Source organism: Dyadobacter sp. LHD-138, from assembly GCF_030929615.1.
Classification (GTDB): Bacteria; Bacteroidota; Bacteroidia; order Cytophagales; family Spirosomataceae; genus Dyadobacter.
Genome location: NZ_JAVFVU010000006.1, coordinates 89,943 through 114,331 on the forward strand (window position 1 = coordinate 89,943; position 24,389 = coordinate 114,331).

General features: G+C 43.0%; 18 protein-coding genes. 9 read left to right on the forward strand and 9 right to left on the reverse strand.

Features of this window, described 5'->3' with window-relative positions:
• The first annotated feature begins 112 nt into the window (after positions 1–112).
• From RB622_RS05915 to RB622_RS05935, 5 genes are all read left to right on the forward strand, one after another.
• Positions 113–454: a DUF6249 domain-containing protein gene (locus tag RB622_RS05915; protein WP_308045614.1), complete on the forward strand. Its 342-nt coding sequence runs from the start codon at positions 113–115 to the stop codon at positions 452–454.
• A gap of 269 nt (positions 455–723) precedes the next feature.
• Positions 724–3,171 carry an outer membrane beta-barrel protein gene (locus RB622_RS05920; RefSeq protein WP_308045615.1) on the forward strand — a complete coding sequence of 816 codons (2,448 nt, stop codon included), beginning with the start codon at positions 724–726 and terminating at the stop codon, positions 3,169–3,171.
• A gap of 118 nt (positions 3,172–3,289) precedes the next feature.
• Positions 3,290–3,436, forward strand: a complete 147-nt coding sequence (locus RB622_RS05925; protein ID WP_308045616.1) for a hypothetical protein — start codon at positions 3,290–3,292, stop codon at positions 3,434–3,436.
• 32 nt (positions 3,437–3,468) lie between these two features.
• Positions 3,469–3,738 (forward strand): hypothetical protein, encoded by a 270-nt coding sequence (locus RB622_RS05930; RefSeq protein ID WP_308045617.1) that lies wholly within the window; start codon positions 3,469–3,471, stop codon positions 3,736–3,738.
• Between the two features lie 230 nt (positions 3,739–3,968).
• Complete coding sequence (locus RB622_RS05935; RefSeq protein ID WP_308045618.1) at positions 3,969–6,362, forward strand: ABC transporter permease; 2,394 nt, start codon at positions 3,969–3,971, stop codon at positions 6,360–6,362.
• Between the two features lie 94 nt (positions 6,363–6,456).
• Here the strand turns inward: RB622_RS05935 and RB622_RS05940 are convergent, their stop codons facing one another.
• The 7 genes from RB622_RS05940 to RB622_RS05970 all read right to left on the reverse strand — a co-directional run bounded on the left by RB622_RS05940 (position 6,457) and on the right by RB622_RS05970 (position 16,606).
• Positions 6,457–7,512 carry a hypothetical protein gene (locus RB622_RS05940; RefSeq protein WP_308045619.1) on the reverse strand — a complete coding sequence of 352 codons (1,056 nt, stop codon included), beginning with the start codon at positions 7,510–7,512 and terminating at the stop codon, positions 6,457–6,459.
• Between the two features lie 23 nt (positions 7,513–7,535).
• Positions 7,536–7,823: a thioredoxin family protein gene (locus RB622_RS05945; RefSeq protein WP_308045620.1), complete on the reverse strand. Its 288-nt coding sequence runs from the start codon at positions 7,821–7,823 to the stop codon at positions 7,536–7,538.
• Between the two features lie 149 nt (positions 7,824–7,972).
• The gene (locus tag RB622_RS05950; protein WP_308045621.1) at positions 7,973–8,812 is read right to left on the reverse strand and encodes a sulfurtransferase; all 840 of its coding nucleotides are present in this window, start codon (positions 8,810–8,812) and stop codon (positions 7,973–7,975) included.
• A 114-nt stretch (positions 8,813–8,926) separates the two neighbouring features.
• The gene (locus RB622_RS05955) at positions 8,927–11,347 is read right to left on the reverse strand and encodes an outer membrane beta-barrel family protein (protein ID WP_308045622.1); all 2,421 of its coding nucleotides are present in this window, start codon (positions 11,345–11,347) and stop codon (positions 8,927–8,929) included.
• A gap of 816 nt (positions 11,348–12,163) precedes the next feature.
• Complete coding sequence (locus tag RB622_RS05960; protein WP_308045623.1) at positions 12,164–14,632, reverse strand: TonB-dependent receptor; 2,469 nt, start codon at positions 14,630–14,632, stop codon at positions 12,164–12,166.
• Between the two features lie 111 nt (positions 14,633–14,743).
• On the reverse strand, positions 14,744–15,115 hold the full coding sequence (locus tag RB622_RS05965) for a hypothetical protein (protein WP_308045624.1): 372 nt from the start codon (positions 15,113–15,115) through the stop codon (positions 14,744–14,746).
• Between the two features lie 510 nt (positions 15,116–15,625).
• Complete coding sequence (locus RB622_RS05970; RefSeq protein WP_308045625.1) at positions 15,626–16,606, reverse strand: helix-turn-helix domain-containing protein; 981 nt, start codon at positions 16,604–16,606, stop codon at positions 15,626–15,628.
• A 227-nt stretch (positions 16,607–16,833) separates the two neighbouring features.
• Between RB622_RS05970 and RB622_RS05975 the strand changes: the two genes are divergently transcribed.
• Positions 16,834–17,427 (forward strand): dihydrofolate reductase family protein, encoded by a 594-nt coding sequence (locus RB622_RS05975; RefSeq protein WP_308045626.1) that lies wholly within the window; start codon positions 16,834–16,836, stop codon positions 17,425–17,427.
• Positions 17,428–17,546: 119 nt separating this feature from the next.
• Entirely contained in the window at positions 17,547–18,233 is a 687-nt protein-coding gene (locus RB622_RS05980) for a hypothetical protein (protein WP_308045627.1), read from the forward strand.
• A gap of 234 nt (positions 18,234–18,467) precedes the next feature.
• Here the strand turns inward: RB622_RS05980 and RB622_RS05985 are convergent, their stop codons facing one another.
• Together RB622_RS05985 and RB622_RS05990 are read right to left on the reverse strand one after the other, a co-directional pair.
• The gene (locus RB622_RS05985) at positions 18,468–18,965 is read right to left on the reverse strand and encodes a hypothetical protein (protein WP_308045628.1); all 498 of its coding nucleotides are present in this window, start codon (positions 18,963–18,965) and stop codon (positions 18,468–18,470) included.
• 217 nt (positions 18,966–19,182) lie between these two features.
• Positions 19,183–21,075, reverse strand: a complete 1,893-nt coding sequence (locus RB622_RS05990; RefSeq protein WP_308045629.1) for a lipid A-modifier LpxR family protein — start codon at positions 21,073–21,075, stop codon at positions 19,183–19,185.
• Positions 21,076–21,396: 321 nt separating this feature from the next.
• On the opposite strand from RB622_RS05990, the gene RB622_RS05995 reads away from it, so the two are divergent.
• Positions 21,397–23,565 carry a PQQ-binding-like beta-propeller repeat protein gene (locus tag RB622_RS05995; protein WP_308045630.1) on the forward strand — a complete coding sequence of 723 codons (2,169 nt, stop codon included), beginning with the start codon at positions 21,397–21,399 and terminating at the stop codon, positions 23,563–23,565.
• 125 nt (positions 23,566–23,690) lie between these two features.
• A complete protein-coding gene (locus RB622_RS06000) occupies positions 23,691–24,353 on the forward strand; it encodes a DUF1080 domain-containing protein (protein WP_308045784.1) in 663 nt (220 codons plus the stop codon).
• Positions 24,354–24,389: the final 36 nt, after the last annotated feature.

Genomic DNA, 24,389 nt, shown 5'->3' on the forward strand with positions numbered 1-24,389 from the left:
TACAAAAAACGCTAAAAATTTTTCTTCTGATAAATTTAAACAATTTTTGTAACCTTTGAACCGCGGCACTGGTCTTATGCAGTATAAGTTCAATTTAAACGACTGAAACAAAATGAGTGGAGTATTCGCAGGTGCCCTTATTTCCATGGCTGGCTTTGCCGGGATCTTCGGAATTGTATACGTATTTCTGATGACACGATACAAAGAACGTATAGCCATGATAGAAAGAGGTGTTGACGCCTCTATATTTGTTGATCAGAACAAATCCATTTCGCCTACCCTGAAATTCGGCATGTTGTTTGTCGGAGTTGCCCTTGGCATCATTATCGGTGAGGTCCTGCATGCATGCTACGATTTGAGCAAAGGACCTTCCTTTTTGTCCATGATATTCCTTTTCGGCGGTTTGAGCCTGATCCTCAATTTTATTATTGAAAGAAAACTGGCGGATAAATAACTAATGCCCGCACCGAAATTATCCCGAAAACTGCCACTCATGTAGCTATTACACCACCTGTCACGAACACAAAAACCTTTCACCAAGTACCTTGCAAAACATAGTACCTTGATATACCTTTGTTGTGTTGATACTTTTCAAGAAGACGTTCTGACAAAGATTTCAACGCCGTGAATCAGCATACAAGTACCCGATGCAACCGAAAAATTGAATTTTCCGGAGAAGACTTCCTATGCCTTAAAAATCTATTAGCCATAAATTTAACTACCATGAAACTTACATCTATTCTATTTTTCCAGATCCTCATTTTGAGTATTCTGCTTTGCATCCCGAAAAAAACTCTGGCCCAAAATGCCTCCGAAGGTCGTAAAATCACCGGCTCCATTTCCGATTCTATTTCGCAGAAAAAGCTTGATTTTATTACCGTTAACCTAATGACCGACAAAAACACCGTGGTTAAGGTCGATTACAGCAAAACGGACGGCTCTTTTACTTTTTCCGGCTTGAAACCGTTAAAGTATCAGGTCGTAATTGTGGGTGTCGGATACAAAGATAAAATGTTGGCCGCCGACCTGAGCGACTCTACCAAACAAACGGTGAATCTGGAAAACATCCTGATAAGTCCGGCTACGGTAGGTTTAAAAGAAGTTAAAATCACGGCGACCAAACCCGTCGTAACCCAGGAAGTAGACCGTATTTCCTACGACGTGCAGGCCGATCCGGAAAGCAAGGTTTTTAGCGTACTGGACATGATGCGTAAGGTTCCATTACTTTCCGTGGACGCTGACAATATGGTCTATATGAAAGGAAACAGCGATTTCAAAATTCTGATCAATGGAAAACCGTCCAGTATGATGGAGCGAAGTTACAAGGAAGTACTGCGCAGTATGCCTGCTTCGTCTATTGAACGTATCGAGGTAATCACCACGCCACCAGCCAAATATGACGCCGAGGGATTGGCCGGTATCATCAACATCATTACAAACAAAAAAGTAGACAATGGCTACAACGGATCCTTGAATATCAGCGAGCGTTTTCCAACGGGAGGTCCGGGATTTGGCGGGTCTGTGTCGGCTAAATTCGGAAAATTGGGCATGTCAGCATTTGGAGGCGCCAGCATTTATAATACGCCCGTAACCACCAATTCCACATCCCGCAACACCTTCGGAAACGATCCAACCAGTCTGCTTCAAAACGGAACAAATAAATCGGATAGTAAAAATGCCTATCTGGGATACGAGATCACGTATGAAATAGACAGTCTTAATTTGATTTCCGGCCAGTTTAATATCAATGGAAACCGTTCGAACGGAATCAACACGCAGAAAAGTTCGCTGACCGGTACCGAAGAAATTCTGCAAAAGTATATCCTGCAAAATAGCAATGGCGGAAATGGTCAGGGTATGGACGCAGCCGTGAACTATCAAAAAGGATTTAAGGCCGACAAAAACAGATTGCTTACTTTTTCGTACCGCTACTTTTCTTATGGTAATAAATCGAACAATAACCTGGCCTTTACCGACCGGGTGAACTACGACATCCCAGATTACAAACAGCTTAATGATCAGCGCTTTTCGGAACAAACTTTCCAGGTTGACTATGTTTATCCGGTAAAAAAATTGAACATCGAGGCCGGTTTGAAAGCCATTATCCGGGATAATAAAAGTGATTTTCAAAACTGGTCTTACAACGATGAAACGGATCAGTATGAAGTACAACCCGGTCTGGGAAATAAATTCAGGAACGGACAGAATGTTTTCGGGGCTTACAATACGTATCAGTACAACCTAAAAAAATGGAGTTTTAAAGCCGGTGCCCGGATCGAACAAACTGTGATTAATGCCGATTTTATTTCAACGGACTCGAAGGTGCGGCAGAATTATTTCAATGTGATTCCTTCGGTATCTGTTAACAGAAAACTGAAAGGTAACAGCGCTTTGAATTTGGGTTATACGCAAAGAATTCAGCGTCCGGGTATTTACCAGTTAAATCCGTTCGTCGATAAATCCAATCCAAATTTTGAACGTACCGGAAACCCGGACCTTCGTCCTGCCAATGTGAACGATATCCAGCTTGGATACAACTGGTCGAAGAAGGCATCCATCAATTTCGGACTTGGTTATACTTTTTTCAAAGATCTTATTTTCCCGGTTTCCGTCTATGATTCTACAACCAATATTACCAGGACTTCATACGGTAACACGGGCCGTGCAAAACTTCCTCAGGCAAACCTGAATATCAACTACCCGATTACAAAAAAATGGAATTTCAGCATGAATTTAAGAGCCGCGTATGGCATGGTGCAAGGGTTGGTCAACAATGTGCTGATTAAAAATGAAGGACTGATGTATCAGTTCTCGGGTTCAACCGGCTATCGTTTTGAAAAAGAATGGCGGGTTAACGCAAACCTGAATGCAAACGGACCGAGTGTAAGCTTGCAAGGCACTTCCAATGCAATGGTTAGCTCCTCGTTCAGCGTCAACAAGGATATCGTGAAAGACAAGTTATCGCTCTCGGCATCGGTAAACAATCCATTTACCAAATTCAGACGTAACCACAATGAATCATTTGGCCCGGATTTTGCCCAGAACAATGACCGTCGGGATTATTTCCGTTCCTTTAATTTCAGTGTAAATTATAAATTCGGGAAGCTAAAAGACGCGATCAGAAAGAATAAAAGAGGGATCAGAAACGATGACGTGCAGAGTGGCAGTTAGTGGAAAAGGTTTAGTTTAAATATTTTATTCAAATTTCGATTATCGTGTGTTTGTCGTTGAAATTCGTTTGTTACGCAACGTAACATTGTGTAAATTTAACGACAAACACACACGATACATGGAAGAGTTTCACCTCCGAATGCAGCTTGCTGCACTCAGGCAATATCTCAGAGACAGGCAGCACGAAATGACAGAAGACGAGATAAACAGAATTTTAGACCTCATCGCCCGTATATTGGATGCACTAAATGAGAAAAATAGTTGATCGGTTGAATTTGTCAACAGTAAATAAGGACTATGAAAGCAGTAATAAAAAAAACAGAATTGGATACATTACTAGCGGACAGCGAAAACGCTCTACGAAATTACTTGTATATAAATGGCAAAAAGTACCCCACCGACCAGTGGGTAACCGTCGCCGAATATTGTAACCGGTTCAATATCCCCAATACGCAAACAGTGAGCAACTGGATTAAAAGAGGCATTGTGCCGTCTGAAAACACGTTAATCATTGCGGAGTATAATAACATTCGGCTCATAAAAGCGGTGCCATATCAGGATCAATGAAATCAGTTCTGATTAACGATCCTGTCCCAAATCGAGCGGTGTTTTTCAAAATACGCTCCACGAAACTTGTCCAACACTGAACAAAACTGTCCGCATTCGGACAGTTTTGTTATTTAAAAATCACATAACAATCTCATTATAAGTTAATTAATTTACAGGCATAAATTTGGTATCATACCCAAGAGCAGTCGTTCACATCCAAACTCCTTGTTCCTGAAACCTGAAACGCCATGTTTAAAAACTATCTGAAAATTGCACTAAGAAATCTCGGCAAGAACAAAATCTACTCCTTTATCAATATAACCGGACTTGCCGTTGGTATTGCCGTAGCGATGCTGATAGGCCTTTGGGTTTGGGATGAAATCTCTTTCAATAAATCTCACAAGACTTACGACAGACTTGCGCAGGTGATGATCAATCAGACCTTCAATGGAACAATCGGAACGAGTAACGCTTTATCATTTCCGTCAGCAACAGAAATAGCAACAAAATATCAGAACGATTTTAAACAGACGGCATTGACGTCCTGGAACATGACCCATTTATTGGTCAGTGGCGAAAGGAAAATAAACAAAACCGGAATGTATGCCCAGCCGGATTTCCCTGCCATGTTATCCCTGAAAATGCTTAAAGGCGATTATTCAAACGCCATCAAAGAGCCGGGATCGGTATTAATTTCAAAATCCATCGCCGAGGCACTTTTTGGACATGAAGACCCTGTCAACAAAGTTATCAAGCTGGATACAAAATATAATTTCAAGGTTACGGGTGTTTACGAGGATATGCCCGGCAACTCCGAATTTTACAACGTTAAATTCTTTTTGCCATGGTCGGATTATGGCGTGGCAGAACCCTGGGTGAAAAAATCCGAGCAGCAATGGGACAACCACTCTTTTCAATACTTTGTGCAACTCACCGACAAAGCTGACTTGAACAAAGTCTCCCTCAAAATCCGGGACGTAGAAAAACCCCATGCTGAATCAAAAACCGATCACCCGGAGCACTTTCTTCATCCGATGAGCCGCTGGCATTTGTATTCAGAGTTCAAAGATGGGAAGAATATTGGCGGCGGCATTCAGTTTGTGTGGCTTTTCAGCATTATCGGCGCTTTTGTATTGCTGCTGGCATGTATCAATTTTATGAATCTGAGTACAGCCCGTTCTGAAAAACGTGCCAAAGAAGTTGGTATACGCAAAGCCGTGGGGTCGCTGCGCAGCCAGCTTATCGGACAATTTTTAAGTGAATCGATCATGGTTGTTGCATTTTCACTGCTGTTATCAATCATCATTGTGCTCCTGGTATTACCCGCTTTTAACGATCTGGCGGGCAAAAATGTAAGTTTTCCCTTTCAGTATCCGCTTTTTTGGCTGATTATAACGGTATTTTCTCTTTTTACAGGGTTTGTTTCCGGTAGTTATCCGGCGTTTTACCTCTCCTCTTTCAATCCGCTAAAAGTATTGAAAGGCGGTGTTTTATCTTCAAGAATGAAATCCCGAAACTGGACAGCTACGCCGCGTAAAGTGATGGTTGTTGTCCAGTTTACAGTTTCGATCACACTGATTATTGGAACAATCGTTGTGTTTCAGCAAATCAAACACGCCAAAAACCGGCCCGTGGGTTACGACCGCACCGGTTTGCTGCAAGTTGAGATGGTACCGAGTCATTATGGCAAATATGGGCCGCTTCGTGACGATCTTTTGAAATCCGGAGCAGTGACAGAAATGAGCGAATCATCCAGTCCTACAACGGAAATATGGTCCAACCAGATCGGATTCAGCTGGGAAGGTAAAGATCCGAACAGCGACCCGTTGTTTGGAACGATCGGCTGTACGCATGATTTTGGAAAAACAATCGGCTGGAAAATTATTGAAGGAAGAGATTTTTCAAGAGACTATTCGACCGATACCTCGGCCATTATCCTCAACGAAGCCGCAGTAAAGCTAACTGGTTTGAAAGAGGTGGTCGGAAAAACCATTCGCTACAATCAAAAGCCCAAAATTGTCGTCGGTGTCGTCAAAGATATGGTGATGAAATCACCATACAAAGCAACTTTTCCAACCATATTTATGATGGATTACGAAGGGGCCAATCTGATTAATATCAAGCTAAAACCGGAGATCCCAACGGATCTGGCGGTTAAGAAAGTAGAAGCTATTTTCAAAAAGTACGACCAGGAAACACCTTTCGAGTTTAAGTTTGCTGACACCGAATATGACTCAAAGTTCCACTCAGAAGAACGGGTTGGCAAACTCGCCCGCGTATTTGCCGTGCTCGCCATCCTGATTTCCTGCCTTGGCCTGTTTGGACTTGCGGCTTACACTGCTGAACAACGTACCAAGGAAATTGGCATCCGAAAAGCACTTGGCGCTAATGTGGTACAAATGTGGGCCATGTTGTCCCAGGAATTTGTTTATCTGGTTAGTATTTCATGTCTCATCGCCTGCCCCATCGCCCTGTATTTTTTAAGTGACTGGCTTAAAAGTTATGAATATCATATCAGTCTGAGTTGGGAAGCATTTGTATTTTCAGCCGCCATGGCCATTATAATCACATTGCTCACGGTAAGCTTCCAGGCGATTAAAGCGGCATTGATGAATCCGGTAAAGTCTTTGCGAAGCGAGTAGTTATTTTGCCTATTTCTTTGTCAAAAATTACTTTAAGTCACACAAAATATATGTGTTGAATGGCAGGACTTTAATTCGCGCCATTCAACACCTGTCATAATTTACCATCTTTCATTTTTGCCAACGTTGTCTCAAAGGAACGGGTTGGATTCCCTGTTACTTTCTGGGCCTCCACTGCTTTGATTTGCCACGCTATCGCTTCATCTCTTCTTTCTAGTTTGTACAAAATATGTGCATAGGTATCCAGGTACGCTGCATTGCCCAGTCTCATGGGATGTTGCTTATTTTTAGTTAACTCGTCAAACCAGGTCATCGATAACTGCGACCATTGTAAGGCATTTTCTAGATCTTCCTTTTTTCCTGCCATTTCGAAGAAGTGCCAGGCGTGTTCATTCAGCTCGATATGGAAAAATTGCGAAGGAGCAGTAAAGCCAATTTTTTGTACTGACACTTCCTTAGAAGGGTCCGGCTTGGGAAATGACTGATTACGAAACTCTTTTTCATCCATTTTCAAAAGCGAATCAACTGTAAGCCGCTGATGAACCTCCCCTAAAAATCTTCGGGTTTCCAGAAAATACCTGGAAGTGTCTTTTACAGAATAAAAATAACGCAAAATACTTCTGTTATAAGCAAGCATCCCCTTGGTAAAATCAGGCAAATACGAGTTCGCAGAAAAACTGCTAACTGCATAGGCCAACGCGCGATCTTTCTTATTCACAGCCTTCCGGAATGAAGCATTAATGATGGCATTGTTCATGGCCACTGCCTCACTAAAAGGAACTGTCCTGTAAATGCTGTCCATCAAAGTCTTGGGGGCAGCAGCACGAATACTCATAAAAGCTTTACTATCCAGTGAAGGCCCTTGTGCATAAAGATATCTGATTGTATTAAAGTTTTTCAGGGAATCGACAGATATCAAGGCAACATATTCGTCCAAGATATCCTCAACAGAAAGAGCGCTTTGCTTTCGCTTCACAATATAATCTTTCAAAAACGGCAAAGACCTATCTCCCGCCTCATATTCTTTCATAAATTGGTCCAGTTGTTTTCCTCCGCGTCTGCTCAATGCAATATCTGCTTGTTCGGCGTAAACAAAACCGGCACTTGTAGAACCCTCATAACGATGTAAAATATTCCCCTGCGGATCCACAAATAACGAAACAAGAGCCCCCTTTATCTCGAATTTATCTGCAAGTTTTTGCCTGCCTCCGTTTCAACATTGGCACGAAGCGAAATAAAATTGACAGCAAATTTTTCTCTCAAAACTCCCGAATTAAAGCCTTGTGAAGCAACTTCATTACATTGCTGGCATTTGTTGCCCTCCAAATGAATAAAAACCAGCTTGTTTTCAGCTTTTGCTTTTTTAGAAGCCTGCTCCCAGGTCAGATCTTTCTCGAAGACGATTTGACTGAACACCGGCAAAGAAACAATTAGAAGAAGAAGGAAAATTACAGGTCTCATAGGTTTTCCGGCTAGTGATGGATACTCAAATGTAACCTGTAAAATCCAAATATGTAACCGGAGCAAAATAATTTAATCTTCTCTTTACATCTGCCTTAGATCATGAAAATCACAAATCGGTCCGGGAAGTTGACAGTTCAGGTATCAGCTTATACTTCCGTCACGATTGGCTTGTCGTTTCTGGACCACTCACTCCATGACCCCACATACAGATTTGCACCCGTGATACCTGCCTCGTCAAGCGCCAAAAGGGTGTGACAAGCCGTTACCCCTGACCCGCAATGAACGATTATCTTTTCCGGTGCATGCCCCTTTAATGCTTCTGCATACTTTGCTTTAAGCACCTCGGCCGAAAGAAAATCACCGTCTTCCCCCATATTGCCCAGATAAGGTATATTGACTGCTCCCGGAATGTGCCCGGCCACCAGATCAATCGGCTCACTTTCGCCGTTGTATCTGTAATTTTCCCGCACATCAATGATCACATAATTCGGGTCTGACGATGCCTCGGTAACCTTTGCCAGATCAACCGTAGGCAAAAGCCACGCCTCAGCGGGATACCCGGGATATTCTGTCAGCAATTCCAGGCTATCCTGAGAAACAACGAGTCCTTCATTCACAATAGCTTCCAGACCGCCGCTTACCACATAGACTTCCTGATGGCCGACAGCTTTCAACATCCACCAAAAACGCGCAGCCGCCATCGCCCCTCTTTTATCATCGTAAACAATAACCGTCGTTTCAGGCGTAACACCAAGCTGACCCAGCAGCAAAGCGAATTTCTTCACATCGGGCAGCGGATGCCGGCCACCGTCTGCCGCATGCTCTGCTTTGTCGGAAAGATCCGTTTCCAGATTTACAAAAAGTGCTCCTTCCAAATGACCTGTATCAAAACGGTCTTCCGCATCGGCACCACCACGTGCGTCAATGATCACCGTATCTCCGGTAGCGGAAAGATCCGATATTTCACTTGCTTTAATGATATTCATAAGATTCTGTTCCAGTATTTTCTGATTAAGCCCTCAATTTACCAAAATATAAATCAAAGCAAACGCATTTCCACGACGTGATCAGATTATGTAAAAAGGATTTTCAGGTTCTTTTCAACCACCCTTGATACGGTTCAACTCGTCTTCGCTTCCGGCCCGACGGCTTCTGGCAGCTTTAATTTCATTACTTCCAAACCGGTAGTTAAAGTTCAGTTTCAGCATGCGTCCTTCAAATTTGAACCGCAGACGGGTTTCAATACCCGCGTATTCAGAGGTATAACCGCCTCTGGCCGTATGCAGAATATCGCTGAATGAAAGCTTCAAAGTGGCATTATCTTTCCAGAATTTCTTCTGTACACCGGCATCCATCATGCCCATGGCCCAGTTGTAATCGATACGTCGGTAAGGCGAGTTATACCAGCCCGACAGTTCAAGCGTCCAGTTATTTTTCAGCTTGAAAGTATTCTGGCCATTAAGCAGGAACGCGGTCGTTTTGTTATTAATAATCAAACCATTTTCAAGCTGAGCCTTCCATAAACTGTGATAACCGCTTATAGTAAAGTAAATTTCCCACCATTTGGTAACCGGCGTCGTCAAACTGACATCCAGGTTAAATCCCTGCGAATAGTCCAGATTTTGGGTAATAAAATAGGTATGGCTGCTGTCATACGGAATGCGCAGCGTTACCACCGGCAAACGGGTCCTCCGGTACCCAAAGGAAGTGGTCAGTTTCGCCTTGTAAACGTGCGTCAGTTTAAAACTGTTGGCATACTCCGGTTTGAGAAAAGGATTGCCTTTGGAATAAACAAGCTCGTCGATCCGGTACTCAAACGGATTGAGGTTCTGATAACTCGGACGATTGATCCGGCGACTGTAATTCAGGTTAAAACTATGATTTTTTGACGCCTTGAAAGACAAAGCACCGCTTGGAAAAAGATTGGTGTAAGAAGTGTCCACCTTATTCAGCGCGTTTTCTTTGTAGCTGATCAGATTCCCAAGTGAATGGGTATTTTCAGCACGCAGGCCAAGTTGCAAGTCCCATTTTTTCGCAAAAGATTTGTTGTAATTGATATAGGCAGCATACACTCTTTCGGTGTATTTAAACCGGTTGCTTTTGTCAATATCAATCACTTCGGTATCGTGGATGACGTTAAAAAAATCGAATGTGTTGTCTGATTTCACATCGGAAAGTTTGAAACCATAACCCAGTTTCCCTTTCTTAAACGGCTGCTCGTAGTCGGCCTTGAAAGACCTGATCCTGATTTCGACAGGTGTTTTTGTCACGTAGTTTCGCTCCAAAGGTTCTTTTTCCGGCTCGTCAAACTGATAGGTATTGGGCTGGTAACTGATTCCTCTGGAAGAAAAAATCCCGTAATCCGCATCTACATTCAATTCGTGCCCGGTGGTATCGGCGTAGCGGTAGTTCAGGTTAAAATTAAGATTTTTGTTCTTTTCGGGGTTGGAAGTCTTTGAATTCAGCACGACAGAATCGGTATCCATTGCAAATCTTTTGCTGATCAGCGTCCGGCTCTCTCCGCCTCCGTTGTGATTGCTGGCACGTCCGTTGGCATTAAAACCAAATGTGCTTTTTGAACTCAGAAAATAATCGGCGCCTATCCTGGCGTTGTGCGTCGTATCACGCCAAAGTCCTTTCCATGTCTTTTTGTAGCTAATATCATTCAGAATCTGATCGTCCAGCGTGCGGTTGTGCCAGGCACCCTGGCTATATCCGTAAGTGCCGAAGATGTTGAACTTTTTATCCCGATGATTCAGGTTCAGCGAAGTATTGTATTTAGGTGTTATCCCAAAATTGGTGCCCAGACTCACATTTCCGTTGGTACCGATCTTGCGGTTCTTCTTTAGGCGAATATTAATGATGCCGAGATCACCCGCCGCGTCGTATTTAGCCGATGGATTGGTAATGATTTCAATGGCTTCAATGTCGGCAGAATTCATACTTTTCAACGTGGAAGCAAGGTCCCGCCCGGAAATTTGAGAAGGACGTCCGTCAATGTAAATCCTGACACCCGACTTCCCTTTCACCAGAATATTTTCATCCTTGTCTACCTGTACACCCGGAGATTTCCTGAGCAATTCAAGGGCCGTAGAGCCTGTGGCATTGACGCTGCCTTCGACATTGAAAATTATCTTGTCATTGGCAATTTCGATCATGGGTTTTGCCGCCGTAATTTTCACCTCGTTGAGCTGTTTTGTATCGGAGGATAAAACAATGGATTCCAGCTGAATATCCTTATCCTCTACTTTTAGAATTGGTGATTTAAAGGGGACAAACCCAACTGCCGTAATCCTTAACAGGTAACTTCCTTTGGCAATGCCTGTAATTTTAAAAACCCCGCTTTCATCAGCTACATCCGCTTTTACCAGTGTGGAATCGCGACTGCTGAGTACGGCAATCCCGGCAAAGGGAACACCGGTATGCTGCTGGTCGTTAACCAAACCCTGCACGGAAAATGTCTGGGCAATCAGCACATTAGAAAAGAATAGCAAAAGGATAAATAAGAAAAATTTTTTCATGGCTAAATAATTAGTTCAATTTATTGCAAAGGCACTAAAATCCGTAAAAAGTTGCATCTGCTTCTGATTTGGCTTTTATCTGTTAGCCAACGGTATAAACTCATCCGGTTCACACATACATTGTGGTAACCCTATCAAAGCAAAAAGGTTACACAGAGACATGAAATTTCTTCTAGTTCCTGATTTTGAAATTATCCCGATTTCGATGATACGCAGAGGAAACTCCAATGGAGTTTTTCGATAGTTGTTATCTCCTTTTTTCTATAAACAGGATACCTCTTCGAGGTAAGTTATCGAATAGTTTCAGCACGAAAAGAGCCTCTGATATGTAAAATGAAGTATACTTGATGACTCGTTACAAGCCAAAAAAGCGCTGTAAGAGCTCCCTGTTTATAGCATAAACGAAACAAACAAAACAACGGGGCTCCATCGGAGCCTCCTCAATTTATAAAAAACAAAAGGTCTGCCAGGTTTTCTTGCAGCCTTTTTTCTTCTAGTTCCTGATTTTGAAATTATCCCAATTTCGACGATACGCAGGGGAAACTCCGATGGAGTTTTTCGATAGTTGTTATCTCCTGATTTCTATAAACAGGATACCTCTTCGAGGTAAGTTATCGGAAGAGCTTTCGATATGTAAAACAAAGTATACATAATAACTCTCGATAAGCCAAAACAGCGCTGTAAGAGCTCCCTGTTTATAGCCTAAACGGAACAAACAAAACAACGGGGCTCCATCGGAGCCTCCTCAATTTGTAAAAAACAAAAGGTCTGCTAGGTAGTTACCCGACAGACCTTTATCAATTTAAAAACTTAAACTTAAAAAGGGATAATCACTTTTACACTTGCGTTTCGCCCCATGTTGTAAATCCCGGACCGGCCATTTGGTGAGGCCGAGTAATATTCAAAATATTTTAGCCGGTTTAAATTCGACTGATAGGATTTGTTAAACAGATTATCGACCTGCAAGAACAATTGAAAAAGCGCTCTTTTATTTCTGTTATTCACCGTCGCCCCCGTACCCAGGTTGAATAACGCATAACCCGCTGTTGCCGTTTCCGTATTATCCACGCCGTAAAACTTGTTTTGTGCTCCGTAATAATCAACTTCGGCACGGAAATATACCGAGGACAAATTCCCGATTTCCTTGCTGACAGACACTCTGAGCTCCGAACGACCATGAATTGGTGGTATAAAAGGCAGATATCTGGCCGCATCCCCCTCCTTCTCGATAAGTGCATCATTGCGGTTTAGACCTCGGATAAATGCCAGACTATTGTTAAATGTCAGCCATTTCAGCCTGGTCGGATGCAGGTTTACACTGACCTCCGCTCCAAATAACTGCGCTTTGGACTGCTGATACTTGTAGGTAAAATTCCCCGGCACGATGATCACCGGTTTGCCCGCATCATCGTACAATCTTGCCTGATAAATATAGTTATCGATCTTGTTATTAAACAATTCCAGGCTGATATCCAGCTCCCTCAGATAACCGATAAACCCGATATCCGTTTGCAGACTAAATTCCGGTTTGAAATCACGGTTACCAAGATACACGATATGTGCACCCGGATCCAATCCATTGGAGCCAATTTCGGTGATATTCGGCGCGCGGTAACCACGGGAAACATTGGCTTTTACCAGCAACCTTTCCGACAGGTTGTAGGTGGCCCCCAAACTTCCTGAGACACCATTGAAGTTTCGGTTGTAAGCCGGGAACTGAAGAACGGCATTGCTATTGCGCGGAACTTTAAGAAGCTCGTCATATCCACTTTCCGGATTGTGCTGCACGTACTGATCAACCCAGTTCCATGAGCGCGTATCATAGCGAACCCCGCCGCTCACATCAACCTTTCCAAGTGATTTTTTCAGGAATAAAAAACCTCCGATATCAAGCAGTTTGTAGTCGGGAATCGGGAAATCCGTACCATCAAGATTTTTGTTGGTCTGGTACATCCCATTCACACCCAATGTCGCTTCCAGCCCTTTCCATTCCGGTAAATTATACTTAACGTCATAGTTATACGTATTGAGCTGAATATACAGTCCGGGTTGCTTTGGCGTAGTTGGGTGGTTATACTCCCGTCTTACGCTCTGCTGAAAACCAAACAGCGCGTTCAGGTCTCCTTTTCCAAGTAAAAAGTGATTTCTGGAAAATAACCGGTAATGCTGAATATGCTGGTGAAGCGGATTGATATGGTAGGTTTTCAAATCTTTTTCCGAAACAAAAGGACGGTCTTTGATATTGTCCTGACCACTTTCAAAAACCTGACGTGTAAACCGGCGTGTCAGCGAGTCACGGCTACCGTCAGGAATTTCCTGAAGGTTATTGTAAAGCGTCGCGTAGATATAGGAGGATCCCCAGCGCTTTTCAAACCCGGTCATAGCCGACAGGTTTAGTTCATTATAAGCCGTTCCATATACTCTGCCATCAATTTTATTTTTATAAGCCGTGGCATTTTTTCCAGAAACACGAAAAGCACTTTTCCAGCCATTTTTGTTGTAAGCCAAACCGCCCGAAGCTCCGATCATGCCATTATTGCTATGAAATTCGCTGGTAATATCGCCTTTAAGCTTTCCCTCAGGACCTTTGGGAAGGTAAGGAATAAAATTTATCACACCCGCCACCGCATCAGATCCGTAGATAAGACTGGCCGGACCTTTCACAACCTCCGCACGTTCGATCCCATACTGGTCGATTTCTATGCCATGTTCATCGCCCCATTGCTGTCCCTCCTGCCTTAAACCGTTGTAGAGCGTCAGCACCCGGTTGTATCCCAAACCTCTGATAAAAGGTTTGGAAATGTTCGGACCGGTGGTCACCGCGCTTAGCCCGGGTACACCCTTTAAAACAGCATCCACGATGTTGTTGTTGACATTCATGTCCATTTCCTTTTTGGTCATGACGGCGATAGCGACCGGACTTTTTCGCAATTCCGTAGCACGGGAAACACCGGTCACCACCACTTCGTTCAGCGTGGTATTGGCCGCATGCAATTCCACATCATAGATAACGGGCTCACCAGCAATGATATCAATCATTTTTCTGTAACGCTGAAAACCCACGCCGGAAATCTGAATTTCATAAGAACCTGCCGGAAAATTGGATAATTTGTAACTTCCGGAGCTGTCAGCCTGGGTTCCATAACGCGTTTTTGCCAGCGTGATATTTGCATAAGGCACCGATTTATCCCCCGAGCGAACCACGCCCGAAATCTGCCCGGTTTGTGCCTGTGCACTGGCAATGATGGCTAATAATAGAGATGTTAAAAGGATAGTTATTTTCATTGAAAAAAATATTGAGTAGCAATAATGGCTTCCAGTCGTACATAAAGCCGCATCATTTGTGCGTAACGATCGAATCCTGAATTAAAAAATTTAAATAGTAAAAGAGTTAGGTTAACCGATCTGCACTGGAGGCCCCCTAAGAAAAATGACCCGGGTATTCCGAAACGTTTCCCTTTCTTCATAAACATAGATCATGCGCAAGGCCGACCAAGTGGCCGGAACAAAGAAGGTCAGTTCCGGAAGAAATGAATCAAAAGGTATATTACCGATACAATCCAGCCAAAGCAGCTCCGATTGCGTATGCTGATGTGCCGGAAAATTACATTTACTACCAAATTCAGCATAAGGATGTACGTGACTGATAATCCGTCCATCGGGCATGCGGTGGGCGTGACGAAACACGACATTGCTGAGGCAGATCAGGCCCCACAATACCAGCAAAAAGCAGGCAGTTTGTCGTCGTTTTATAATGTCAGCGCTCATAATTCAATTAATGCAACAATGTTGCAAATATAAATGTATTTACCTACACTTTCTTTGTAAGTCTCTATTTTATTACGGAATAATCAAATTCAAGGAGAAATATTTTCCATCATTAAAAAATACACTCTGATATCGCTCAAAACCACTTTCCAGTGTATCAAAGTTTAAATTTAGACAAATCTAAAAATTATATTTATAAATTAAAATTTTTAGATTAGAATTCCCTTTTTCAAAAATTCAATTTCACTTAATTTTTATTAAATAACAGGCTAATTATTGAAGTAAATACCTGGATACAAGAGCATTTTAAGCTTACATATTTACAATAACCCTTACTAAAATGTAGCTATCAACCGAATGACCGATCGGAGTAACCCGCTATTCACCAGTCATTTTCGATAAAAATGTCTCCATAAACAAATAGAAAATATCATAAAAAGCCCCGGAGTTCGGGAAAAAACTGTCCTGAACTCCGGGGCTTGATGCGCCATTACAAACGCAGGCGGTCGGTTATGCCACGGCTGCTTCTTTGTTATATCTATTCCGGTAATCGATCGGTGATAAGCCGGTTATTTTTTTAAAAACTGATCGGAATGCTTTGGCATCAGAGTATCCGACATCGTACATGACCTCACTGACATTTTTACCGGTGGTTTCAAAATGTTTTTTGGCCGCCTCTATTTTTACCCTCTGGATGTATTCCACGGGTGTATTGTTGGTTGCTTTCTTAAAACGCCGCTCAAAATGCCGTCTCCCAATGGCATATCTTGACGACAGATCCTCTACTGAAATCTTCTCGGTTACATTATTTTCAATGAATTCCTGTGCTTTTTTTATCGGATCGTCCTCATGCTTCTTCTGCCCGTTAAACATCACGAATGGAGACTGACTTTTTCGGTCGATTTCGAGTGCGTAAATTTTGGAAGCCATAATGGCGATCTCCCTGCCCGCATGTTTTTCAACGAGATGTAAAAGTAAACTCCAATAGGAAGTAGCGCCGCCCGAAGAATACAATCCTTGCTGCTCGGTCACAATTCTGCCATCAACCAGTGTCACCTCGGGAAACATTTCCCTGAATTCGGGCGCAGTTTTCCAGTGACTTGAACATTCTTTTCCATTGAGTAAACCCGTAGAAGCCAGCAAAAACGCTCCGATACAAAGACTGGCAACCTCGGCGCCGCGCTGATATTGTTTCACGATCCACGGCAAAAATTCCCTGTTCAACTCCACAGCTGTGACCAAATCACCACTAATCGCGGGTATAATAATCAGATCCGTTTTGTCAACCTCGTCCAACAGCAGATCCGCATGTACCGAAAACATTCCGCCATGCACTTTTACATCTTTGGCAAGTCCGACAAGCTGAACTTTAAATTGTGCAGGTTTCCCTAACGCCTCTAAAAAATCGTTGGCACCGGTAAATATCGTCCGGGGGTCAACAATACTGGCTAAAACAGCCTCATTCGGAATAATAATTGAAATGTGTTTCATTGGATATAATGGCTAATCGGTAATTTACTGGTTAAAATCCGGCATTACTCAAATACAATGTCCTTCAAATTTGAAGTCGCAAAGTACCCCACAAGAAGTCTCTTTTACACGTCATCAAATATACTAATTGCCTATAATTTTGTAATGAAAACCTGAAATAATAGCAGGATTATCGTGATAAAACCCTCGCTATTGCGGATGAAGTACCGAATTATACTGATAGAAAAATGCGAAAAGTAATTGTTTCCATGAACGTTACCCTCGACGGCTTCATGGCCGGTCCCGACTGTGAACTGGACTGGCATTTCGTTTACTGGAATGATGAAATGGCTGAAGCCGCCGCCAGGCAGTTAAGTAAAGCCGATACCATTTTACTCGGGCGGATCACTTACAGGGCCATGGCGCTTTACTGGCCTTATCAAACCACCAATTTGTCTTTTGCAAGACAGGATATTGCGTTTGCGGATATGATGAACAACTACAAAAAAGTCGTCTTTTCCAGGACTCTGACACATTTAGGATGGCAAAATTCAAGGTTGGTGAAAGGCGGTTTAAAAAAGGAAATACGGCGGCTCAAAGAAGAGAAAGGCAAAAATATCATTGTCTTCGGAAGCGGCAGCATTGTTTCTGCCTTGATCAAATCAGATCTGATCGATGAGTACCAGCTTTGGGTGCACCCTGTTTTGCTTGGAAAAGGAAAGCCGCTCTTTAAAAATTCTAAAAATAAAATCCAGCTGAACCTCTTTCATCAAGAAGCATTTTCATCGGGCGTCACGGTGTTTTTCTATAAGCCTTCTAGCATGACAGTTTATGTAAAATGAGGCTTTCAAATAAATAGGGCAGTTTTTTTTCTATCGGTTACAACCATAGAATTCAAAGTTGTGTCACGAGAATATCAGTATTTACTGTTATTCCATAAACCAACCCATACGAATAGCCCATGAAAAGTAATTTTATTGCCATTCTGTTTTTATCCCTGCTAGCCAGCAGCTGTATCAAGGAAGAAACTGAGGTTCCGCCAATTGTGTGTGATTGCTTCAGTAACCATGTTATCGGAAAGGATAGTTTGACCTCCGGAAGTTATCTCGGTCTGGAAATCAATAAAGAGGCAGCGGATGTTTATACAGCCCTGGAACAGCTGCGTGATACGAAAAACGTTCAATATCTCAATGTAGTCAATAACATATTTTCGGGTTTGAGCCAGCTTAAAGACCGAATTCCTCTATATCAGTCCATTTTCCTGGACGAGCAAAAAGGTACTGATTCCGGTGTTCAGATCTCATTTGAAAAAAATAAAGTTTCAAAAATATTTCTAAACAGCGGCCGGCAACTTTCCCAATGGCCAACCTCAGCAAATGCCGAAACAGCCATAAGAACCGGTGACGACGTCACTTCACTCTATGCCAGGCTGTTAAAAATAAATAAATTGAGCGCCTATGTCAATAAATTCGAGCGTATTTCCCTCTTCACCAAAGATATGTCTTTAAAATATGACCCTATCCTGGGGCAGTCGCCGCAATGGTATTTCACCCACATACCGGGGGACAAATTGATGGATCTGATCCACTTAAATTTCAAAGACGGCAAGCTCGTAAAAATTAATATCACACATTACAAAAACAACTAGCGCACAAATAATTATCACAGCAAAAGGATATCCGCCTGGCCATATTTAGTATTGTTTAATATTAATGTAGTCAGTCGGTTATATTTTAATCCATATCGGCTTTTATTCAAAAACAAGGATAAAGTCTTCCGGTTATTTCTCAAAAGTCACATCCCTTTTTTCTATTTAAAACCATCCGTCTCCAAAGTATTAGCACAGCCTAGCAGCTCTATTTTTCAGACCAAACCAGTGGTTTTAGTCATTATTTTCCAATTGAATCACATACGGATGAGTTGCCGAATACTTTAAATAAAGCGTATCGCCGGTTTTCATTTGTTTGTTAAAAGGCATCCTCTTTTCGACCACTCGCCCATTGGCGCGGTAGTAATAATGCCTGTAAAACTCGTACCTTCCCTTGCGATATTCGCTTGAAATACGCCCCGCAATGGCGTAAGTTCTTATTCCGTCTTGCTCAATCCATTTCTCCCTGAGATTATTACAGATCCAGGCATTAACGGCAATCAACGCGCCGGCAAAGAGTAGTCTCCCAAGGAAAAAGGCCAGTATTCCTACATTGTTATCTGGGAAGTATTTTAAAAATGTCTGGTACAAAACAAAGCTGGCTACGATCATGATCAGCATAGCCACGGTAGGAAAAAAATGATCCTCGTCCGGGAAGCTATAAATGAAATAGCAGGAGCTGAACAAGATTAGCGCTATGGATATGGCTGATTGCTTTTGAATTCCGGTCACTGATTACTTATTAATGTCGTAGCCAAATATCAAAACAAAACGATCATGTAGGGTCGTTTTATTGATAAAAGGTTCCTGCAAATTCACAGTGGTTAAAAACAAGAAAAACTGCCTTCGGGATCCTGTCATGAATAAATTCTACCAATGTTTAAAACATTACCGAGTAACGAACACCCGAACAAACGATCCAGCCACATTCAGGCATTCACGTTTTCAATTAAAACTCAAATAAAAATCCGACTCTGCCAAAACCTCTTATTCTGGCATTATACAGTTTTGCGTCGATCTGGTTTACCGCATACTTTTCCTCTTTGTCAATTTCCCTTCGATTTTCATTCCAGGTGCTGCTTCCCAGGGGTGTTTTTTGATTGGCAAATTGCACCACTTCATCAACATAGCGAGACGGATATTTATATTCCCTCGTATTAAAACTCTGCGTGATAAAGAGCGTGGATTTACGGAGTTTCATGGATAAAGAAAAATCCGTGGTCCATATCCAGTTAATCAATCTCCCTTCCTTAAAATTGTAATTTAGCAGCGGGTCCAAAGGTGCCGGTCCCGTGTAGGGAATGAGCTTTCTTTTGGAGAGAAACTCGTCATCGGTGCCATCCTGATCGCTTTCTCTGGTCTTAAAGACACCTACGCCCTGTATCAGCGAGTTATGGATCACATATCTCAGTTTGGTTTCAACGGAATAATAGAACGTATGCCTTATCCAATTTACAATCCGAAACTTCGATTTGACAAATCTTGATTCAGGATACATAAAGCCATAATTACCGCTTCTGTCTTTGAAACTTCGGTTTGAAAATCCTATACCGGCACCTGCTGCCGTCAAAACATTTCCGTAGTGCAGTTCCACAGGGGTATAAATATTAATTCGTCTCTTTCTGTACGTTTCTTTCGATTCATTGTCCGGACGTTTTGGTTTAAAAACATCCCCATCCCTTGAAAAAAGCATCAAGTCCAGGCTGTAATCAAGGTTGAAAGCAAGTCGTCCGCCGTTACCAATCTGATCCTCCCATCTATTGACGTGGACGGATGCCAGCGTAATATCCCGGTGTAAAATATCCTGCACTTTTCGGCCGGCATCTTTACCAATCCATCCAATTTTGGTTTCTAATTTGGCCCGCCAAGCTCCGGTATAGTGTAAGTAATACTTTGATCGTCCAAAATATTGAAAAGAGGCGAAGGGTCTGTCAACATTGTAAGACATATCCCTTAGAGCATTTTCACCATTTAATGCAATCGTGCTGTCACTTCCAAAGCGGATATACGGCGTGTAGGCTTCAACGCCATAGAAAATCCCCTGGTAAGAAAGAATAAATTTATTGTTAAATAGTTCGCTGCCATTGATAAACCAGAGCTGATTAAAAAGATCCGAAAAGAAACGAAGTTTAAACTGGTCCGTCAAAATTTCAAGTCGGGCCCCGCCGGTATAATCCCGGTCTTTGTTCATCTTTTTTCCAAAAGGAGGTAGCAGCAAAAAATCATTGTCATGATACGCCATAAAAGCTCTGAACCAATCATTGCTGATATTGCTGTCCCGATAAATCGAATAAATCTGATTCTCCAAAAATTGATATTGCCGTTTAACCTGTTTCAAATTCCTCCGCTGTTTTTCCAGAAAGACGCTTTTTGAATTTTCAAAATTCCTTTCCAAAGAATCCACCTCGACCTGATAAGCCGTCATCAGAAAAACCATTGTCTCATAATTCCGGATCTGATCCAAATAAAAACTTAGCGAGTCTTCGTTGCCCGCAGGATTTCTTAAATCCAACACCCTGATCAGCTCCTGAGTTTTGTCCAATATTGCACTATCACGCTCCGTTTTAATTTCAGTAGTAATATTTTTGGGCTTGACACCCGGCGCTGGGTTAATCTGAATAGAATCGCTTTTGAGCGTGTCCTTTGGCGCAACCCCTCGCTCTAAAAGACCTTTGTTATATTCACTTCCGCTTGAAACTTTCTTCGTCTGCTTTTGGTAAGCTGAAATCGTCGTATCCAACTTTTGCACCCTATAAGACTTCGTGTTTGGCGACGGATTCTGCGCATAAGCACTAAACCCGGAAATACTAATCAACAGCAGGAATGTAGCCAGATTTTTCATGTTCCTAACTAGTTTAGATATAAACTAATTTAATGAAACATCCTGTGATAATCCTAATATTACGAGCTATTCTTATTTAACGTAAAACAGCAGTAACTATCTAGTTTTCAAGCAAATAAACACATCGATTTCGTCAACAAATCCGGAAAATTGCCCGCGTGTGGTGTCGGTCGGCCAATCCGAACGCCTGGCCCCCAAGCCGATCAAAAAAATTAGCCGCCAGTGAGGTAACCGTTATAGTAAAACAGTTGTCTTATATCCTTTTTGATTTACAATAAGATCCTAAATCCTTAAATCAGAAACCGAACCGATAACTTCCTCATGACCTTTCGAAAAAAGTGTTACAACCTGATTGTCAATAAAAATATAGTTTCTTTATCACTCCTGGCAGCCTTTTTCCTTCTGGTTGCTTACCAGACACAGAACGGTGATGAGCGCACGTGGAGTATTTACAAAGCCGATGCCGAAAGTACCAGCTATTCAAAACTGGATCAGATCAACACTTCCAATGTCACCCAGCTTCAAGCGGCATGGACTTTTACCTTAAATGATATGAAGGAAGGCGCCCGGCCCGGCAGCAGCGAATGCAATCCGATTGTTGTAGACGGCGTCATGTATGCCACCTCTGCCAAACATTGGGTGTACGCCGTCAACGCGCAAACCGGCAAACAAATCTGGTCATTCGACCCTTTTGACGGTGCCGAGGGAGGTGGCGTAAGCAGAGGCCTTACCTACTGGGAAGAAGGTGACGACAAAAGAATTCTCGTAACAGGCGGCGATAAACTCTTTGCGCTCGACATCAGATCCGGCAAACCGATCCCCGGCTTTGGAAAAAATGGCAGCGTGAGTATGAATGTAGGTTTGCGGGATGATCCTGAAAAAATCTCCGTGATTCCCACCTCGCCCGGCATTGTTTTCAAAAATCTTCTGATCATGGGCGCAGAAGTTTCTGAATTGTATGGCGCACAACCGGGGTATATCAGGGCTTACAACTGCAAGACGGGGAAACTCGAATGGACTTTTCACACCATTCCAAAACCGGGAGAACCAGGCTATGAAACCTGGCCAAAAGAAGCCTACAAGTACGCAGGCGGTGTAAATGACTGGTCGGGCATGAGCCTGGACCTTAAACGCGGAATCGTTTTTCTGGCTCTGGGATCTCCTTCTTATGACTATTACGGAGCCGACAGACTTGGCAGTAACCTCTATGGAAACAGTGTCGTAGCACTCGAAGCAGCGACCGGAAAATACATCTGGCATTACCAGATCGTCCACCACGACTTATGGGATTATGATTTGCCAGCGCCGCCGAATCTGGTCACGATTCAAAGAGACGGCAAGGCAATTGACGCGGTCGCGCAGATCACCAAACATGGTTTTATCTTTGTTTTTGACCGCATTACCGGAAAACCATTGTACCCTATTGAAGAACGCAAAGTACCCGTTTCGACCATTCCCGGTGAACAATCCTGGCCAACACAACCTTTTCCTTTGAAGCCAAAACCTTTCGCACGGCAATGGATGACAGAACAAGATCTGACCAATTATTCCGTGGCCGGTCGCGACTCGATTGTGAAGAAATTCAGATCGCTGCGTTATGAAGGACTTTTTACACCGCCGGATTTGAAAGGCACCCTAATGCTACCCGGATCCCGTGGAGGCGCAGAATGGGGAGGCGCCGCGTATGACCCTTCCAGCACTGTGCTTTTCATCAAGTCAAATGATTCACCCGAAATAGAATCGATGAAAAAAGTAGATCCCGAGTTAGAGGCTAAAAACCAGACCGTTTTTCAGCAGGGGAAATCGGTTTACATGACGTATTGCGTGAGTTGCCATGGCCAGGATAAAAACGGAGACGAGCCAAATTATCCGTCGCTGGTTGGTTTAAAAAACCGGATGACGCGGGAAGCTGCTCTGGATAAGATCAAAAAAGGCGGTGGTAAAATGCCAGCCTTTGCCAGTGTCGTCAAAGGCAAGGAAAAAGGTATTATTGCATTTTTGTATGAACGGGAACAAAATTCGCTTAAAGCAACCAAACTTGAAACCGGACAAACCAAAGCCGGCGCCGACAAATACCTTAACCTGACGGCCTATGGCCATTTTCGTGATCCCGATGGAAACCCCGCGTTACAGCCTCCCTGGGGAACGTTAAACGCCGTCAATCTTTCTACGGGTGAATATGAGTGGCAGATTCCGTTGGGAAATGACGAGAAACGTCAGGAGAAAAATGGTCCAGAAACAGGGCAGGAAGGTTCTGCTGGCCCCATCGTAACCGCCGGCGGTTTAGTTTTCATCAGCGGTACAAACGATAAAAAACTAAGGGCTTTTGACAAAAAAACAGGAAAAATTCTTTGGCAAACCGAACTTCCCGGGGTTGCCAATGCTACTGCCTGCACGTATGTGTCGGGCGGAAAACAGTTCGTCGCATTATCAGTCGGCGGAAATAAAGACAATCCTTCCGGATTTATTATGGCCTTTGCATTACCTTAATATTCAGTTACCACATATTTCCAAAGCTAATTTCAAAACTGACAGATATGAAAAAAAGAACTTCCCGACGCAGACAAGTTTTCGCGCCAGCATGCATGATCATTTTCGCCACATTCCTCATCTCGATGGTCGGCATTCCTTTTGATTTGACAAAGGGCAGATGGGTAACCCTGTTCGATGGAAAAACCATAAACGGCTGGCATAGTTATTCCAAAGAAGCAGCAGTGGGCTGGCTTATCGAAGACGGCTCGCTGACGCCCGACGGAACCGGCGGAGATCTGGTCACAGACAAGGAATATGAGAACTTCGACCTCGAATTTGAGTTCAAAATACCGGCAGGCAGCAACAGTGGGGTATTGTATAAGGTCGTGGAAAAACCCGAGATCAAACGCACCGTATTTTCAGGTCCGGAATATCAGATCATTGATGACAAAGGATACGTCTGGAAAAGTGCTGACGGAAAAATTTTGCAATTAAAAGACAGTCAGCTCTCCGGGGCAAATTATGATATGGATGCCCCCACGGATCTTTCGGTGGTAAAACCTGTCGGCGAATGGAACAAAGGAAGAATTGTCGTGCATAACAACCGGATTGAACATTACCTTAATGGCAAGAAAATTGTTGAATACCAGTATGGAAGTGACGATTGGAAAGCCAAACTTTCAAAAAGTAAATTTGCAGACTGGCCTTATGCCACGGCCCATGCGAAAGGTAAAATTGCCCTGCAAAATCATAATGTGAAAGAAAAAGTCTGGTTTCGTAACATCCGTATCAAAGAGCTGAATTAATTGAAGCATAACTTTTGCCACGAATGCACGCTGAGC